The organism is Mycobacterium sp. (assembly GCF_965277065.1).
GTDB lineage: Bacteria > Actinomycetota > Actinomycetes > Mycobacteriales > Mycobacteriaceae > Mycobacterium.
In genome coordinates, this window is sequence record NZ_CBDIBT010000017.1 from 431,353 (window position 1) to 446,601 (window position 15,249).

The 15,249-nt window shown below is 66.3% G+C and carries 19 protein-coding genes; 11 read left to right on the forward strand and 8 right to left on the reverse strand.

Annotated elements, in window-relative coordinates; all coding sequences use genetic code 11:
• Positions 1–134 precede the first annotated feature (134 nt).
• Complete coding sequence (locus tag ACQY5A_RS10540) at positions 135–626, forward strand: hypothetical protein (protein ID WP_428340298.1); 492 nt, start codon at positions 135–137, stop codon at positions 624–626.
• A 23-nt stretch (positions 627–649) separates the two neighbouring features.
• Here ACQY5A_RS10540 and ACQY5A_RS10545 read toward each other — a convergent pair whose 3' ends face one another.
• Both ACQY5A_RS10545 and ACQY5A_RS10550 read right to left on the reverse strand, forming a co-directional pair.
• Complete coding sequence (locus tag ACQY5A_RS10545) at positions 650–1,483, reverse strand: hypothetical protein (protein ID WP_428340299.1); 834 nt, start codon at positions 1,481–1,483, stop codon at positions 650–652.
• A 23-nt stretch (positions 1,484–1,506) separates the two neighbouring features.
• Positions 1,507–1,803 (reverse strand): DUF732 domain-containing protein, encoded by a 297-nt coding sequence (locus ACQY5A_RS10550; RefSeq protein WP_428340300.1) that lies wholly within the window; start codon positions 1,801–1,803, stop codon positions 1,507–1,509.
• A gap of 201 nt (positions 1,804–2,004) precedes the next feature.
• Between ACQY5A_RS10550 and ACQY5A_RS10555 the strand changes: the two genes are divergently transcribed.
• Entirely contained in the window at positions 2,005–2,376 is a 372-nt protein-coding gene (locus tag ACQY5A_RS10555; protein WP_428340301.1) for a hypothetical protein, read from the forward strand.
• A 70-nt stretch (positions 2,377–2,446) separates the two neighbouring features.
• On the opposite strand, the gene ACQY5A_RS10560 is transcribed toward ACQY5A_RS10555, so the two are convergent.
• A complete protein-coding gene (locus ACQY5A_RS10560; protein ID WP_428340302.1) occupies positions 2,447–2,761 on the reverse strand; it encodes a DUF732 domain-containing protein in 315 nt (104 codons plus the stop codon).
• Between the two features lie 48 nt (positions 2,762–2,809).
• A complete protein-coding gene (locus ACQY5A_RS10565; RefSeq protein ID WP_428340303.1) occupies positions 2,810–3,217 on the reverse strand; it encodes a DUF732 domain-containing protein in 408 nt (135 codons plus the stop codon).
• Between the two features lie 66 nt (positions 3,218–3,283).
• On the opposite strand from ACQY5A_RS10565, the gene ACQY5A_RS10570 reads away from it, so the two are divergent.
• The 8 genes from ACQY5A_RS10570 to ACQY5A_RS10605 all read left to right on the forward strand — a co-directional run bounded on the left by ACQY5A_RS10570 (position 3,284) and on the right by ACQY5A_RS10605 (position 9,941).
• Positions 3,284–3,769: an SRPBCC family protein gene (locus ACQY5A_RS10570; RefSeq protein ID WP_428340304.1), complete on the forward strand. Its 486-nt coding sequence runs from the start codon at positions 3,284–3,286 to the stop codon at positions 3,767–3,769.
• A gap of 116 nt (positions 3,770–3,885) precedes the next feature.
• Positions 3,886–4,392 carry a hypothetical protein gene (locus ACQY5A_RS10575; protein ID WP_428340305.1) on the forward strand — a complete coding sequence of 169 codons (507 nt, stop codon included), beginning with the start codon at positions 3,886–3,888 and terminating at the stop codon, positions 4,390–4,392.
• Positions 4,380–4,916 carry a GNAT family N-acetyltransferase gene (locus tag ACQY5A_RS10580; RefSeq protein ID WP_428340306.1) on the forward strand — a complete coding sequence of 179 codons (537 nt, stop codon included), beginning with the start codon at positions 4,380–4,382 and terminating at the stop codon, positions 4,914–4,916. The genes ACQY5A_RS10575 and ACQY5A_RS10580 overlap by 13 nt, the downstream gene beginning before the upstream one ends.
• 179 nt (positions 4,917–5,095) lie before the next feature.
• Positions 5,096–5,884, forward strand: a complete 789-nt coding sequence (locus tag ACQY5A_RS10585; RefSeq protein ID WP_428340307.1) for a pyrimidine reductase family protein — start codon at positions 5,096–5,098, stop codon at positions 5,882–5,884.
• 29 nt (positions 5,885–5,913) lie between these two features.
• Complete coding sequence (locus tag ACQY5A_RS10590; protein ID WP_428340308.1) at positions 5,914–7,473, forward strand: alpha/beta fold hydrolase; 1,560 nt, start codon at positions 5,914–5,916, stop codon at positions 7,471–7,473.
• Between the two features lie 26 nt (positions 7,474–7,499).
• Positions 7,500–8,795, forward strand: coding sequence for an arabinofuranan 3-O-arabinosyltransferase (gene aftC, locus ACQY5A_RS10595; RefSeq protein ID WP_428340309.1), 1,296 nt, complete (start codon positions 7,500–7,502; stop codon positions 8,793–8,795).
• Entirely contained in the window at positions 8,792–9,205 is a 414-nt protein-coding gene (gene msrB / locus ACQY5A_RS10600; protein WP_428340310.1) for a peptide-methionine (R)-S-oxide reductase MsrB, read from the forward strand. The genes aftC and msrB overlap by 4 nt, the downstream gene beginning before the upstream one ends.
• A gap of 22 nt (positions 9,206–9,227) precedes the next feature.
• A complete protein-coding gene (locus tag ACQY5A_RS10605; protein WP_428340311.1) occupies positions 9,228–9,941 on the forward strand; it encodes a GNAT family N-acetyltransferase in 714 nt (237 codons plus the stop codon).
• Here the strand turns inward: ACQY5A_RS10605 and ACQY5A_RS10610 are convergent.
• The gene (locus tag ACQY5A_RS10610) at positions 9,938–10,690 is read right to left on the reverse strand and encodes a class I SAM-dependent methyltransferase (RefSeq protein ID WP_428340312.1); all 753 of its coding nucleotides are present in this window, start codon (positions 10,688–10,690) and stop codon (positions 9,938–9,940) included. The two genes, ACQY5A_RS10605 and ACQY5A_RS10610, sit on opposite strands and share 4 nt — an antisense overlap.
• A 22-nt stretch (positions 10,691–10,712) precedes the next feature.
• Positions 10,713–11,408: a hydrogen peroxide-dependent heme synthase gene (hemQ, locus tag ACQY5A_RS10615; RefSeq protein ID WP_428340313.1), complete on the reverse strand. Its 696-nt coding sequence runs from the start codon at positions 11,406–11,408 to the stop codon at positions 10,713–10,715.
• Positions 11,409–11,554: 146 nt separating this feature from the next.
• Here hemQ and ACQY5A_RS10620 point away from each other — a divergent pair, with 146 nt between their 5' ends.
• A complete protein-coding gene (locus ACQY5A_RS10620; protein ID WP_428340314.1) occupies positions 11,555–12,745 on the forward strand; it encodes an RNA-guided endonuclease InsQ/TnpB family protein in 1,191 nt (396 codons plus the stop codon).
• Between the two features lie 16 nt (positions 12,746–12,761).
• Here ACQY5A_RS10620 and ACQY5A_RS10625 read toward each other — a convergent pair whose 3' ends face one another.
• Both ACQY5A_RS10625 and hemE read right to left on the reverse strand, forming a co-directional pair.
• A complete protein-coding gene (locus ACQY5A_RS10625) occupies positions 12,762–14,156 on the reverse strand; it encodes a protoporphyrinogen oxidase (protein ID WP_428340315.1) in 1,395 nt (464 codons plus the stop codon).
• Complete coding sequence (hemE, locus tag ACQY5A_RS10630; RefSeq protein ID WP_428340316.1) at positions 14,153–15,202, reverse strand: uroporphyrinogen decarboxylase; 1,050 nt, start codon at positions 15,200–15,202, stop codon at positions 14,153–14,155. The genes ACQY5A_RS10625 and hemE overlap by 4 nt, the downstream gene beginning before the upstream one ends.
• Positions 15,203–15,249 lie beyond the last annotated feature (47 nt).

The following is a 15,249-nucleotide window of genomic DNA, read 5'->3' on the forward strand; positions in this document are numbered from 1 at the left end:
TGTCACTGCTCGGTAACCAAATTCAACCCGAATGACGACAGGACGTCCATAGGCAGCCACGGATCTGACCGCCGGCAACGAGAACGCGGTGTTGTTACGTCCGTTGTATCGCGGGTTCTGGCAGGCTTCTAATCATGGAATTTGACGAGACACGGTGGCGCGAGATCCAAGGGTTCGCGTCTGTCCCAGGCACAACAGCACCGCAGGCGGTCGTTGTCGCATTGAATTCCGTCATCGACAAGTCGGTCAGCGCGGCGACCTGGTCGTCGATGGAGACCACGGCATCGACAACGGTGTGGAAATGCTGGGCCGTCACCGAGCGGTCCGTCGGCTACGTCCTCATCAGGTACAAGAAGGCTGATTATGACGAACGTGCGGAGCGCCAGAACGCGCTCACCCCGTCGAACTGGTCGGTCTGGGTCCGCCCGCTTACCGACATCATCGGAATTCGATACGGGGCGTTCTCCGCGGCCGAAGGCAACCCGACTGTGTTCTATCCGGCCCAACCCATCAAGGTCATCTTCAGTGATGGCGCAGTGAGTATCCCAGCCACTCCCATTCCGATCGATCAACGTGCAGAGGTAGGCCGGGTCATTACCGCACTCCGCGAGTTCGTGAAGTTCTGAGACCGATCGGCGCCGCGTGACGTCTAGGGACGCACGTTCGCCGAATAGCTGCGCCAGCCGTCCGCGCGACTCCACAGGAGCACCCGCGGAGACCCCGCAGGCGCCAGCCACAGATGTGTGACTGAATCGGGGACCACCGGCGGGTCGGGCGGCAGAGTCTCCTTGAACATGAGTTCCGACGACACGCTGACGGGCAGCGCGCTGTCATGCAACGCGATAAAGAGGTGGCGCTCATCGGCGTCGGCTCGTGCGAGCTTGTCGAAATGCTCCTGAATGTGCGGCTTCTCAAAAGCTTTGGCGAGTCCGGCAGCGAATCCTGACAGCCTTTCGTCCGCGAATCCGGCTCCGACCCGCGGCACGACCTCCGTCATCGGGCGTTTCAGATTCTTGGCCGGAGTGTTCGGAAAGCCGGTCATCTCCGAGGATGACTCGCGGACCAGCCATCGCAGATTTGGGTGCGTAGGCCATCCGCCCTCGACGCGGCGCGGGTCCGGTTCCCCCGCGGCTTCACAGATCTGAACGATTTCGTCGTAGCACAGCTTCAGCCGATCCAGGTCGGCGACCGACCCAACCGCGATGCGCCAGAACCAATCCCCCACCACGGGCCACTTGTACTTGATCTTTTCCAACAACCTCGCCAGAGCGAGCGCGTCGTCTTGGCCAAGGTTCGTCACCTCGACTGCGGCCGTCCGACCGTCGCGCAAGTTGAGCATCACATCGACAGCATCATGCCGGTGATCGACATCCCACGCTTCCGCCTGCGCAACATCTAGCGTCTGCACGACCAACAAGCACGCGGCCCGCTCTTGCGCATCCAACTCAGAAAGTCCGATGAGGCGCGGCTGTGGTCGAGTCACGCAGCCAGGCTACGTTTCCACCCCTAGCCGGCGATCTGCGCCTGTGCCTCCGCGTTCGCGGTCTGGTCCGGGCAGTGCTGGCGGATGGTGGTGCCGGTCAGGACGCCGGCGTTCGTTGCGTTATAGCCGCGGGCTTCGAGGGTGGTTTCGATCGCCGCGAGAGTGGTGCCACCGCGCAGGGCGGCGCAGATGTCGTAACGAGAGTCGATGGTGGCGGCCTCCGCCGGCTCGGCGAGCGTCAACGTCGCGATCAACGCGGCCCCGGCCGCCAACAAGGACAAACGGAAGACGCTGTGCCCGTTGATCGTGGTGTGTCGCATCTGGGCCTCGCCGGTCCGTGGTCACCGTTCTGATTTAGTGGCCGTTGCCGTCTACCAACGCCGCGGTCGCCCGAAGGCTGCCCGATTCAACAAGAAGGTGACCCAAGTCACGATGGCGGCCCATTATCGTTTGTTGCGCGCGCTCAGCACATAAGCTGGAGCTCGCCCAAAGTCGCACCGAGATCCGCACGGAGGCCTGCTATGACAGGGTTTCTTGGCCGTATCGCCGCCGCTGTTGTGGTCGGGGCAATCCCGCTGTCGGCTGCCGCGGTCGCGACGTCGGCCGTCACCGTCGCAGCGCCCGGAGTCAGTTCGCCGCGTTGCGACGAGACCGTGTCGTCACATTGTGTGAGCAGTTCGCCGCAGTGCGACCCCAGCTGGTCCCGCAATGTCTGGACGGGTGAGTGCCATCCGCAGCCAGCATTGCCGGATTGGTACGTGGTCCGGCCGGCTTACGCACCGCCGTACGCACCCGTCGACGTGCCGCCGCCTCCTCCCCCGCCGCCATGGGCACAGCACATGCAGCCGAGGTGGGACGAAGGCAGTCAGCGCTGGTTCTGGGCCGGGGTCTGACGGCGGCGCAAGCTATTTTCGCCTGGGCCGCCAAACCGACTTTCACCACTAACCCCCGACGACCGTCACGCTATTGCTGAACACTGCCGCTGACCCGCTTCAGATGTTGAGGACAATAGGCGCTCGCCGCGATCGCGGTGAATTTCGCGGCGCTCACAATACCGATGTCCGAATTCTGTTGCGTCACAAGCTGAACGATCTCAAGTTGCGACCTCCCCTGATCCATCAATCCGCACGCCGCCTTGCCCGCGTCGATGGCGCTGGAAGAATTGTTGAAGGAGATGCCGGCTTTGGTCAGCGCGTCGATGAAGCTCGCGTCCACGTTCGGGTCGGCGTGTGCCGGTACCGCGAGGGTCAGCGCCGAGGCGACGACGAGCACAGCCACGAGACCTCTCATCGCCCCATCATCCACGCCGGTGCGCCAGTGCGACGTCTAACCCGCCGGCGGCGCAGTGGCACCCGTCGGCGGCGCTGCAGTGGCACCCGCGGGCGGCGGCTCAGCAGCGTGCTGGAGGTGTTCCGGGCAGTAGGCGCTGGCGGCGATAGCGGTGAACTGCGCCGCCCGGGTGGTATCCAGACCCGGGTTCTGCTTCGTCACGAGTTGGACCACATCGATCTGCGGCCGACCCTGGTCCATCATTCCGCAGGCGGCTTTCCCGGCCTTGACCGCGCCGCTTTCGCTCTTGATGGTGATGCCCGCTTTGGTGAGCGACTCGAGAAAGCTCGCGTCGAGGGCCGGGTCAGCGTGAATTGGACCCGCTTGCAGCAGTGCGGCCGAACCCAGCGCGACGACTCCCAGCAGGATCGCCAGCCGAGGTGTCATCGCTCCATGGTCGCGCACTCCGACACCTTTGTCTCGCTCACCGAAGCGCCACATCGATTCCGGCGTCCTGCAAAGATCGGACGAATGGCCGAAAGAATCGAAGTCCAGCGCACGATCACCGCCCCGCCAGCCGACATCTTCGCCGTGCTCTGCGATCCGCAGGGTCACGTCGCGATCGACGCATCCGGGATGTTGCAGGATGCCGACGGCGCAGCGGTCGCCGCCGCCGGGGACAGCTTCGTGGTGCACATGGACCGCGACGCCCTGAACGACTTTCCGGAGCTCGGCAAATACGACGTGACGGTCACCATCCGCGAGTTCGAGCAGGATCGGCTGATTGCGTGGACGGTGCTGGGGCAGATTCGCCCACAGATCGGCCACGTGTACGGCTACCGCCTCGAGCCCGATCACCAGGGCGAGGGCACGATCGTGACGTCGTTTTACGACTGGTCGCGGATCGACGAAAAGTGGCGCGAAGCCGGCATCTTCCCGGTCATCTCCGAGGCGGCTCTGCGGGCGTCGTTGGGAATTTTGGATCGCACAGTCCGGCGGGGCTACCCGAAGGGCTGATCTACCCACTCGAAGACGGCAGTCGCCGGCCGCCGGCAGGAAAGTCTGAGGGTTGTGCATCCGCGCAACGTGAGCCGCGCGGTGTGCCATCATGCGATGGTCTCCGAGGAGGAAAGATGCGCCGCCATTTGGTTGTCGCGAGTACGGTCGTCGCCGCCACGTTGATCGCGGTACCCGGCGCGTCCGCCGGTGACGCACCGATCGGCCACCTCGGCGACACGCTGCGGGTCGACACCGGAAAGATGATCGCCGACATCACGGTCAGCAGCGTGCAGCCGGTCGACCCGCCACCCGGGTTCGGTTACAACCGGGTTGGCGTCCCGGTCAAGAGTTTCCCAAACAGCGCGGTCATGCGAGCCGACGTCGCGATCCACGCGGTTCGGATGCCGAATCCGTATCAGATGGCCACCGACTTCACCTTCGACGGCGTCACCCCGTTCGGCGACGCATACAAGTCCCGTGCCTCCGACGCGCCCGACGCGCTCGACGCTGTGCTGATGAACGCGCCGGCCGGCACCATCGTTGGCGACGGCGTGTTTTGGGAGGCCTACCGCGATCCGGTTTCCACGGTTGTTCTGCTGGACAAGAAGACGGGTTATCACTTAGCGCAGTGGAACCTGTAGCTCGCATCGCCACCGCGGATTCGGTCGACGCGGTCGAACTCGCTGCGGTCGCCGCGCGCACGTTCCCGCTGGCCTGTCCCCCGTCGGTCGCCCTCAACGACATCGCGTCGTTCATCGACGCCAACTTGTCGGATGCGCGCTTCGCCGACTATCTGGCCGACCCGCAGCGGCTGATCGTCACCACCCATCAAGACGAGCGAATTACCGGTTACGCCATGCTGATCGACGGGGTGTCCGACGATCCCGACATTGCGGCCGCGGTGCACGTTCGACCCGCGGTCGAGCTCTCGAAGATGTATGTACTGCCGGCGCATCACGGCTCGGGTGTGGCGGCGGCATTGATGGAGACCGCGCTCACCGCGGCAGCGGGCCGCGATGCTGCCTGCGTCTGGCTCGGTGTCAACCAGAAAAATCAACGCGCTCAACGGTTTTACACCAAGCACGGCTTTACCGTCAGCGGCAACAGGACCTTTCGACTGGGCGGACACCTCGAGAGCGACTACGTGATGGTCCGACCCTGCTAGGCGTTGACGGCGGCGCCGAGCGCCAATAGTCGCGCAGTGGCCCGCTCGCAGAAGCGTCGGCAGGCTCCGACGGCGACGGACTGGGTCGGCTCGGCCGGTACGACACGGTCGGCTGCCGGTCGACCAGCAGAGCAACCCCGTGCATGCACGCACCCTATCGACGTGTTGCAATCAAGCACATGGCTGACCAAGCAGCTGACGACTCCGGCGCGGTGCAGTTGCGGCTGCTCGGTTCTTCACGCGACGTCGACGGCGGCGAGCTGCCCGATCTCTACGACTACCCCGCCGATCACACCGGCGTGTGGCTGCGCGCCAACTTCGTCGCCAGCCTCGACGGCGGTGCGACCTTCAGCGGTAAGTCCGGCGAACTGGGCGGCCCCGGCGATCAGGCGGTGTTCGCCGCACTGCGGGAGATGGCCGACGTGATCCTGGTCGGTGCCGGCACGGTGCGGACCGAGGGCTACGCCGGCGCGCGACCAACCGTCGCGCAGCGGCAACGCCGGCAAAGCCGCGGGCAGAGCGAAGTGCCCCAGCTGGCCATCGTCTCCAAATCCGGCCGCCTGGAGCGGGATATGCCGGTATTCACCCGCACCGAGGTACCGCCGCTGGTGTGCACCTGCACGACCGTGGCCGACCAGACCCGACGAACGCTGACCGGCCTCGCCGAGGTAGTCGACTGCTCGATCGACGACCCCGACAGCGTCGACTCGGCCGCAGTGCTGACCATTCTGGGCGACCGCGGGCTGCCGCGCGTGCTGACCGAGGGCGGCCCGACGTTGTTCAGCTCGTTCGTCGAGCGCGACCTGCTCGACGAGCTGTGCCTGACCATCGCGCCGACCCTAGTCGGCGGTGAAGCCGGACGTATCGCCACCGGCTCGGAGCAGGTGCACACGAGGATGCGATGCGCGCACGTCCTCACCGACGACGACGGCTACCTGTACACGCGCTACGTGCGGCAATCGGCCTGATCGGTCAGCTACTCGCTACTGTGGTCGGCATGAGCAGGCGCGCCGCATTCACCACCTCGCTGATCGTGGTGACCGCGTTGCTGGCTGGCTGCGCGCCCGGACTGGCCGCCAATCCTCGGTTCGCCACCAACGCCGGAGCCCGGCCGCAGGGCAAGCCACCGAAGACAACCACGTCCAACGGGCCGGCGCCGATCGCCAAGCCGAGGAACGAGTTGTCCTGGCACGACTGCACTTCGAAGGAATTCAGCCAGGCCGCCGCCCCCGCGCCCGCCGGCGTCAGACTGGATTGCGCCAACTACGACGCCGACCTCGACCCGGTGAACGGCGCGGCCGGGTCGTTGAGCATCGGTGTGGTGCGCGCCCGCTCGCCGCAGACGCCCGACGGCGCCGGGCCGCTGGTGTTCACCACCGGGTCCGACCTGCCGTCGTCGCTGCAGTTGCCGGTCTGGCTGGCCCGCGCGGGCGCCGACGTGCTGAGCAAGCACCCCATCGTTGCCGTCGACCGGCGCGGTATGGGCACCTCGAGCCCGGTGGACTGCCTCGAGCAGTTCGATCGGCAGGAGATCCACGACCAGGCGCAGTTCGAGGCCGGTAACGACCCGGTCGCCAATCTCGCTGACATCGTCCAGACGTCGACCACCAGCTGCACTGACACCATCGCGCCCGGCGACTCCGCCTACGACAACACCCACGCCGCCACCGACATCGAGCGGCTGCGCAGCATCTGGGATGTGCCGGCGCTGGCGCTGATCGGCGTCGGTAACGGTGCCCAGGTGGCGTTGTCGTACGCCAGCTCACACCCGGACAAGGTGGCCAGACTGATCCTCGACTCTCCGGTGGCGTTGGGTGTGGGCGCCGAAGCCGCCGCCGAGCAGCGGGTCAAGGGCCAACAGGCGGCCCTGGACGCCTTCGCTGCTCAGTGCGCCGCGGTGAACTGCCCGCTGGGACCCGACCCGAAAGGGGCCGTCAGTGCACTGCTGGCCGACGCCCGCGCCGGCCACGGGCCTGCGGGCGCCTCAGTCGCCTCGATCGTCAGCGCGATCAGCACCTCGCTGGGTTTTCCCACCGGCGACCGGATCGGCACGACCAACGAGTTGTCCACCGCGCTGGCCACCGCCCGCAGCGGCGACACCAATCTGCTGGCCGGCCTGATCACCCGGGCAGAGGGCATGCGCGGCACCGACGGTCAGTTCGTCAACACTTGCAGCGACGCGGTCAACCGGCCCACCCCCGACCGCATCCGGGAATTGGTCGTCGCCTGGGCAAAGCTCTACCCGCAGTTCGGCACTGTCGGCGCGCTCAGTCTGGTCAAGTGCGTCTCCTGGCCAAGCGCGACGCCGCCCCAGCCGCCGAAAAAGCTCACCGTCAATGTGCTGCTGATGGGGGTCCAAGACGACCCGATCGTCGGATCCGAAGGCGTCTCGGCCACCGCCGCCACCATCATCAACGCCACCGCCGCAAGCAAGCGCGTGATGTGGCAAGGCATCGGCCACGGCACCAGCATCTACTCGTCGTGCGCGGTCCCGCCGCTGGTCGGCTACCTCGACAGCGGCAACTTACCAGCCACCGACACCTACTGTCCCGCCTGATTCAGCGAGCCTTATAAAGTGCGCTCGTGACTGCAGTCGACTCACCACGTAGCGGTTTGCGCGACCGGGTGCACTCCACCTTCGCTTCCCGTACTGCGGCGCCGAGCACCGCGACCGTACTGCGCTCGGCACTGTGGCCGATCGCCATCCTCGCGGTCATCCACCGCACCATCGTGGTCACCACCAACGGCAACATCACCGACGACTTCAAGCCCGTCTACCGCGCGGTGCTGAACTTCCGGCACGGCTGGGACATCTACAACGAGCACTTCGACTACGTCGATCCGCACTACCTGTATCCCCCCGGCGGCACGCTGCTGATGGCGCCGTTCGGCTACTTGCCGTTCGCCGATTCGCGATACCTGTTCATCGCGATCAACAGCGCCGCGATCGTCCTCGCCGGGTATCTGCTGCTGCGAATGTTCAACTTCTCTCTCACCTCAGTCGCGGCCCCGGCACTCCTGCTGGCGATGTTCTGCACCGAATCCGTCACCAACACACTGGTTTTCACCAACATCAACGGCGTCATCCTGCTGCTCGAGGTGCTGTTTCTGCGGTGGCTGCTCGACGGCCGCAAAAGTCGGCAATGGTGGGCCGGCATTGCGATCGGATTGACCGTCGTGGTCAAGCCGGCGCTGCTCCCCCTGCTGCTGCTGCCGCTGTTGAAACGGCAGTGGCGCCCGCTGGTGCCGGCCTTCCTCGTGCCGGCGGCATTCAACCTGGTCGCATGGCGTCTGGTCGTTCATCCCGAAGACTTCATCCGCCGCACGGTCCCTTACATGTTGGGCGTCCGCGACTACTTCAACAGCTCGATCGAAGGTAACGGCGTCTATTTCGGTTTGCCGTTCTGGCTGATCCACCTGCTGCGAGTCCTGTTCACGCTGTTGACCATTGGCAGCCTGTGGCTGCTATACCGCTACTACCGGACCCGCGACCCGCTGTTCTGGTTCACCACCTCGTCGGGCGTGCTGCTGCTGTGGTCGTGGTTGGTGCTGGCACTGGCCCAGGGTTACTACTCGATGATGCTGTTCCCGTTCTTGATGACGGTGGTGCTGCGCAACTCGGTGATCCGCAATTGGCCCGCGTGGCTGGGCATCTACGGATTCCTGACCATGGACCGCTGGCTGCTGTTCAACTGGATGGACATCGGCCGGCCGCTGGAATACCTCAAGATCACCTACGGGTGGTCGCTGCTGCTGATCGTCGTGTTCTGCGTGCTGTACTTCCGCTACCGGGACGCCAGGGCCGAAAACCGCTTGGACCATGGCATTGACCCGGCCTGGCTGACGGCCGAGCACGCTGACGCTAACGTGGAGGCATGACCTCCACTCCGGCGCCGAAGCTGCAACTCAGCGATGACGAATGGCGTAAGAAACTCAACCCGCAGGAGTTCGACGTGCTGCGCCGCGCCGGCACCGAGCGCCCGTTCGTCGGTGAGTACACCGACACCAAGACCGAGGGCGTCTACCAGTGTCGGGCCTGCGGCGCCGAGCTGTTCCGCAGCAGCGAGAAGTTCGAATCCCACTGCGGCTGGCCATCATTCTTCGATCCCGCGGACTCCGACGCGGTGATTTTGCGCCCTGACCACTCATTGGGTGCGAACCGGGTCGAGGTGCTGTGCGCCAACTGCCACGGCCACCTGGGCCATGTATTCGAGGGCGAGGGCTATCCGACGCCGACGGACCAGCGCTATTGCATCAACTCGATTTCGCTGCGCCTCGTCCCCTCCTGAAGTTCACGGCTGCGGTCAGCCCGTGTTCCAGGACGCCGATCCCGGGCTGCTCGACCATCCCGTCTGGCCCGCGCTCACCGGACCGCATCGCCGCTTCGCAGTTGCATCCACACGTCCCGCGCGCGCCCACCGATACCGCCTCGATGTGGCACCCTTCGCCGCCCTATGTGATGTCGCGGATCCAGCAGCCTGGGACGAACTCGCCGAGCTGTGCGGACCCCAGGGACGTGCGGCCCTCGAAGCACCGACAGTGATCAGCGCGCCGGCTGGCTGGACGGTGACTACCGTTTTCCCGATCGCGCAGATGATCGCTCCGACCGACGGGCTGACCACCGATGGCGCGTCGGATCTCGTTGTCCGACTTGGCAAGAACGACGCAGCCGAGATGATCGCCCTGGCCGAGCTCACTCATCCCGGCCCGTTCGCGGCCTCGACCGTCGAGCTGGGCGGCTACCTGGGAGTGCGGCGCGAAGGTCAGCTTGTCGCGATGGCCGGGCGTCGCATGCACCTGCCGGGCTGGATCGAGATCAGCGCGGTGTGCACCCACCCGGACTTCCGTGGCCAGGGGCTGTCCCGGCTATTGATCGCGGGCGTCGAGACAGCGATCCGCCAACAGCGCCACCGGGCGTTCCTGCACGTGCTGCACGACAACACCGTTGCCATCGCGCTTTATCGCAAGCTGGGTTTCACCACGCGCGCAGACATGACGATCACGGTGGTGCGCTCAGACTCCTAATCCACCCGGGTGGCGTGCACTTCCCAGAAGGGTGCATGCACGCGGCCATTGGTCAACCACGGCTCGAACGTCCGGAAGCGTTCGGCCACCGGCTTCATCTGCTCAGCCCGCTCGGGATCGCGCTGCAGCATCCGGTCGAAGTTCTCCGAGCTCATGTTGATCAGGTAGGTCGTCGGCCCCAGATAGGTGATCTCCCAACCGGCGTCGGGCAATACCGTCCGGAAGTCGTCCTCGGACAGCGCACGCGGCATGTAGAACCCGTTGACGTTTCCCGCACCGAATTCGAACATGAAAAGCCTCGCCCCTGGTTTGGTAGCTCGATGCAAGGCTCGGGCATAGGACCTCTGCAGCTCCGGCTCAGTCGAAAAGACATGGTAGAACGCGCAATCCACGACGGTGTCGAAATGGTCATCCAGGCCGTCGAGCTTGGTCGCATCAGCCAGCTGGAAGTTCACCGACACCCCGGCTTTGCGGGCATTCTCGCGGGCCCGCGCCACCGCGGTCTCCGAGCCATCAATTCCGGTGGCCGAGTAGCCCTTTGACGCGTAGTAGATGGCGTGATGACCCGGGCCGGTGCCCGGATCGAGGACCTCGCCTCTGATCGCGCCGAGCGCGACCAGTTGCTGCACCACCGGCTGCGGACCGCCGATGTCCCACGGGGTGGCGGCCGGCAGTCCGTGCGCGACGGAGGCGTCGCGGTACATCTCTTCAAAGCGGGCGGGATCGTTGGGATCGAATTGCGTGGTCATGTTTCCCCTTCTGATTGCCCACTCAGGGCAGCGAATTCACTAGCTGCTCGACCGGCACCCGCGGCCCGGTGAAGAACGGCGTCTCTTCACGGGTGTGCCGACGCGCATCGGTGGCCCGCAGTTCCCGCATCAGGTCGACGATGCGGTGCAATTCCGGCGCTTCGAACGCCAGCAGCCACTCATAGTCGCCGAGCGCGAACGCGGGCACGGTGTTCGCCCGGACGTCCTTGTACTCGCGGGCCGCCATGCCGTGCTCGGCCAGCATGCGCCGCCGCTCCTCGTCGGGCAGCAGGTACCACTCGTAGGACCGCACGAACGGGTAGACGCAGATGTAGGCGCCCGGCTCCTCACCGGCCAGAAACGCCGGGATGTGGCTCTTGTTGAACTCGGCCGGCCGATGCAGCGCGACGCTGCTCCACACCGGCGTGGACGCCTGGCCCAGCGTGGTGGTGCGGCGGAAGTCGGAGTAGGCGGCTTGTAGCGCCTCGACGCGTTCGGCGTGCGTCCAGATCATGAAGTCGGCGTCGGCTCGTAAGCCCGCGACGTCATAGAGTCCGCGCACCACGACGCCGTGCTCCTCGCGCTGCTTGAAGAAGGTCGCGGTTTCGTCGACCACCTTTTCCCGTGAGTCGCCGAGCGCACCGGCGCGCACCGAGAACACCGAGAACATCAGGTAGCGGACGGATGCGTTGAGAGTGTCGTAGTCCAGGCGTGCCATCAGTGCGCCCCGAGGGGAGCGGCGGCTTTAACCGTCGGAGGAATCTGGGCTGGTGAACAGCGTGGTCTGGCGGGTTTTGTCGGTGTCATTGCATAGGGTGCGGTCATGGTGAGCCGTCGCCTTCCTTATCGCGGAGTGGATCTGTTGTGAGGCGGGCGTACGTATTTCGGTTGCGGCCTACCGCCCGTCAGCATGTGGCGTTGGCGGCGTGTGTGGAGGCGCACCGCGAGGTTTACAACGCGGCGTTGCAGGAGCGCAGGGATGGGTGGTCGCACGCCAGTAAGACGCGGATCGGCCATGGGGATCAGTCGGCGCAGCTGACCGCGATGCGCGCGGTGCGCCCGGATCAAGCGGTGTGGTCGTTCTCCAGTCAGCAAGCGACGTTGCGGCGGTTGAACAAGGCGTTTGCCGGCTTTTTCCGCCGGGTGAAGGCAGCGCAAACCGGTGTGAAGCCGGGGTATCCACGCTTCAAAGGTGCTGGCCGATTCGGCAGTGTGGAGTGGCCCAAAGACGGTGATGGTGCCCGCTGGCTGCCCGAGCAGCGGCGGGTGTATCTGCAGGGTATCGGCCAGGTCAGGGTTGATCTGCACCGCGAGGTGGCGGGCCGGGTGAAGACGATTCAGATAAAGCGGCAAGGGCGGCGCTGGATACTGGTGCTGTCGTGTGATGATGTCCCAACCAATCCGTTGCCCGTGACCGGCCGTCAGGCTGGTATCGACGTCGGCATCGTTCGTTTTGCCACCACCAGTGACGGGCAGCACGTCGACAATCCGCGGTGGGCGCGCGCCTCGGCGGCTCGGCTGGCCGCGGCCCAGCAGCGGCTGGCTCGGGCCCGCCGTGGTGGCAGGAATCGTGCGGCCAAGCGGGAAACCGTCGCCGCGCGGCATCGCAAGATAGCCAACCAGCGCAGGGACTTTCATCATAAACAAGCTCGTGAGCTCGCCGCCCGATACGACCTGATCGTCGTGGAGGACTTGAAGATCGCGAACATGCTGCGCCGGGCCAAACCCGTCGCCGATCCCGCTAACCCCGGGCGCTACCTGCCCAATGAGGCTCGGGCGAAAACGGGCCTCAACCGTTCGATCAGTGACGCTGGCTGGGGCCAGTTCGTCTCGATACTGCGCGCCAAAGCGGAAGAGGCTGGGCGGGCTTGGATTGAGGTGAACCCCCGGCACACCTCCGATGGGTGTGAGTGCTGCGGATACGCAGCGCGCGCGAACCGCGTCACGCAAGCGGAATTCGTCTGCCAACGATGCGCGCATCGCGCCCCGGCAGACGAACACGCAGCACGCAACATCCTGCGGGCCGGACTGGCCCATTACGCCCAAGCGGCATGAAAAGAAGCTGGCGGCTTCAGCCGTCAGAGAAGTCACGAGAACTATCGTGCCACGTTTCGACGGCACGGACGGCGGCAGCGGCGGCCCGCCCGGCCCCGCCGATGCAGGCCGGCACCCCGATCCCGTCGAGATAGCTGCCGGCCACCTGACACGTCGGCGGCAGGCCGGCCCTCAGTTCCGCGATCAGCTCGCGATGGCCGGGCCCGTATTGCGGCATCGCATCTGGCCAACGCTGCACATGGACGTCCACCGGTTCGATTGTGAGACCGAAGACGGTGGCCAGATCCTCGAGCGCCCAGACCAGCATCGCGTCGTCGGACGCGCGCGTCGCCAGGTCGTCACCGAAGCGCCCGAACGAAAGTCGCAACAGCTCCACATCGGTCCGCCGACCCCATTTGCGCGAGGACAGCGTTATCGCTTTGGCGCGCAGACGTTCTCCGCTGGCCACCAGGACGCCGGAATTCTGTGGGAAGTCGATGCCGCGGGGCACCGCCATCGCGAGCACCGCCGAGGAGGCGCTGTCGATCCGGCCGGCCGCCGCCGCGGTGCGCGGCGCGACGGTGCCGACCAGGCGGGCCAGTCGCGCCGGCGGGACGGCAATGATCACCGCGTCGGCGTGCCACTCGGCGCCGTCAACGTCCCGCAGCGTCCAGCCCCGGCCGTCGGCGTCGATACTCTCGACCGCGGTCTGCACCCAATCAATCCGGCTCAGGCGGATGAGTTCCTCGACCAGCACGGTGTATCCCCCGCCCACCGCACCGAAGATCGGACCGGCGGTGATGCTCGTCAGCGCCTGGCGGACCGCGTCGGTGAGACTCGCGGCGCCGGCGTCCAGACCCGCCGCCAGTGTCGGGGCCGCGGAGCGAAGGCCGATCGTGGCCGCCGATCCGGCATAGACCCCGCTGAGCATCGGATCCACCGATCGGGCTACCACCTGCTCGCCGAACCGTTCGGTGATCAGGTCGCCGACGGGAGGGTCGGCGCCGGGCTGCCAGCTCAGCGCTTGATCCTGCTCGGCGGCGATCTGGGCGAGCGTCGCGTCGTTGACCAGACCGGTCATCGACTCCGCCGACGACGGGATGCCGTTGAGCGTTCCCGCCGGCAGTGGATGCAGCCGGTCCTGGCTGTAGATCAGCGGACGCGCCCCGGTGGTACCCAATTGCTCGTTCGCCAGGCCCAGTTCGGCCAGCAAAGCCGGCATTTCGGGCCGGCGTACCACGAACGCTTCGGCGCCGACATCGACGGCAACTCCGCCGACCTGCTCGGTACGTAGCACCCCGCCAAGCCGGTCAGCCGGGTCGAACAGGGTGATGGTTGCCTCGTCACCGGCGTTCTGGCGTAACCGATACGCGGCGGTCAGACCTGAAATACCGCCGCCGACAACACAGTACGAGCGCTTGGCAGAAGTCATAGCGAGTGGATCAGCGCTACCAGGTCGGTGAGGATCGCCGGGTCGGTCTCCGGTAGCACGCCGTGGCCGAGGTTGAAGACGTGCCCGGCGGCGCCGGCGTCCACCGCCCGACGTCCGTCGTCGACCACCGCGCGGGCGGCCTGCTCCACCGTCGACCAGCCGGCCAAGAGCACCGCGGGATCCAGGTTGCCCTGCAACGCTTTTCCGGTCTCGACCCGCGCCGCGGCGTCGACCAGTGAGGTCCGCCAATCGACCCCCACCACCGTCGCTCCGGCTTCTGACATGGCACCCAGCAATTCAGCGGTGCCGACCCCGAAGTGCGTCATCGGAACGCCGCGGTCGGCCAGCGCGGCGAACACCCGCGAACTGTGCGGCAACACCAACCGGCGGTAGTCGGCCAGCGACAGCACGCCGGCCCACGAGTCGAACACCTGGATCGCGTCCACCCCGGCGTCCAGCTGTACCTGCAGGAACCCGATCGTCAGGTCGGTCAACTTGTCCATCAGCGCATGCCAGGAGGCCGGCTCGGACAGCATCATCGCCTTCGTGTTGGCGTGGTTACGGCTCGGGCCGCCCTCGACCAGGTAGGACGCCAGCGTGAACGGCGCCCCGGCAAAGCCGATCAGCGGTACCTGACCCAGCTGGCCCACCAGCAGCGAGACGGCGTCCGACACCGGTTGCACGCCGCCCGGATCGAGCGGCTGCAGGGCGTCGACGTCGGCGGCGGTGCGTACCGGCGCCGCGATCACCGGGCCGACATCGGCGACGATGTCGACGTCGATGCCGGCGCCGCGCAGCGGAACCACGATGTCGGAGAACAGAATTGCGGCGTCGACATCGTGGCGGCGGATCGGCTGCAGCGTGATTTCGGCGATCAGTTCGGCGTTGAAGCAGGCTTCCATCATGGTGTTCTGCTTGCGCAGCGCCCGGTACTCCGGCAGCGAACGGCCGGCCTGGCGCATGAACCACACCGGCACCCGGTTCGGTTTACGGCCGGCGGCCGCGGCCAGATACGGCGATTCGGGAAGCGTGCGGCGGTCACTCATCAGCCTCAATGCTGCCACGACCGCCGGATCGACGGGTGCGGCGGGCG

What these genes read in the sequence shown, in the direction of transcription:
- ACQY5A_RS10540 (WP_428340298.1), top strand. Translation starts at nt 135, where the DNA reads ATGGAATTTGACGAGACACGGTGGCGCGAGATCCAAGGGTTCGCGTCT.
- ACQY5A_RS10590 (WP_428340308.1), top strand. Translation starts at nt 5,914, where the DNA reads ATGAGCAGGCGCGCCGCATTCACCACCTCGCTGATCGTGGTGACCGCG.
- ACQY5A_RS10555 (WP_428340301.1), top strand. Translation starts at nt 2,005, where the DNA reads ATGACAGGGTTTCTTGGCCGTATCGCCGCCGCTGTTGTGGTCGGGGCA.
- msrB (WP_428340310.1), top strand. Translation starts at nt 8,792, where the DNA reads ATGACCTCCACTCCGGCGCCGAAGCTGCAACTCAGCGATGACGAATGG.
- ACQY5A_RS10550 (WP_428340300.1), bottom strand. Translation starts at nt 1,803, where the DNA reads ATGCGACACACCACGATCAACGGGCACAGCGTCTTCCGTTTGTCCTTG.
- ACQY5A_RS10610 (WP_428340312.1), bottom strand. Translation starts at nt 10,690, where the DNA reads ATGACCACGCAATTCGATCCCAACGATCCCGCCCGCTTTGAAGAGATG.
- ACQY5A_RS10570 (WP_428340304.1), top strand. Translation starts at nt 3,284, where the DNA reads ATGGCCGAAAGAATCGAAGTCCAGCGCACGATCACCGCCCCGCCAGCC.
- hemQ (WP_428340313.1), bottom strand. Translation starts at nt 11,408, where the DNA reads ATGGCACGCCTGGACTACGACACTCTCAACGCATCCGTCCGCTACCTG.
- ACQY5A_RS10585 (WP_428340307.1), top strand. Translation starts at nt 5,096, where the DNA reads ATGGCTGACCAAGCAGCTGACGACTCCGGCGCGGTGCAGTTGCGGCTG.
- ACQY5A_RS10625 (WP_428340315.1), bottom strand. Translation starts at nt 14,156, where the DNA reads ATGACTTCTGCCAAGCGCTCGTACTGTGTTGTCGGCGGCGGTATTTCA.
- hemE (WP_428340316.1), bottom strand. Translation starts at nt 15,202, where the DNA reads ATGAGTGACCGCCGCACGCTTCCCGAATCGCCGTATCTGGCCGCGGCC.
- ACQY5A_RS10575 (WP_428340305.1), top strand. Translation starts at nt 3,886, where the DNA reads ATGCGCCGCCATTTGGTTGTCGCGAGTACGGTCGTCGCCGCCACGTTG.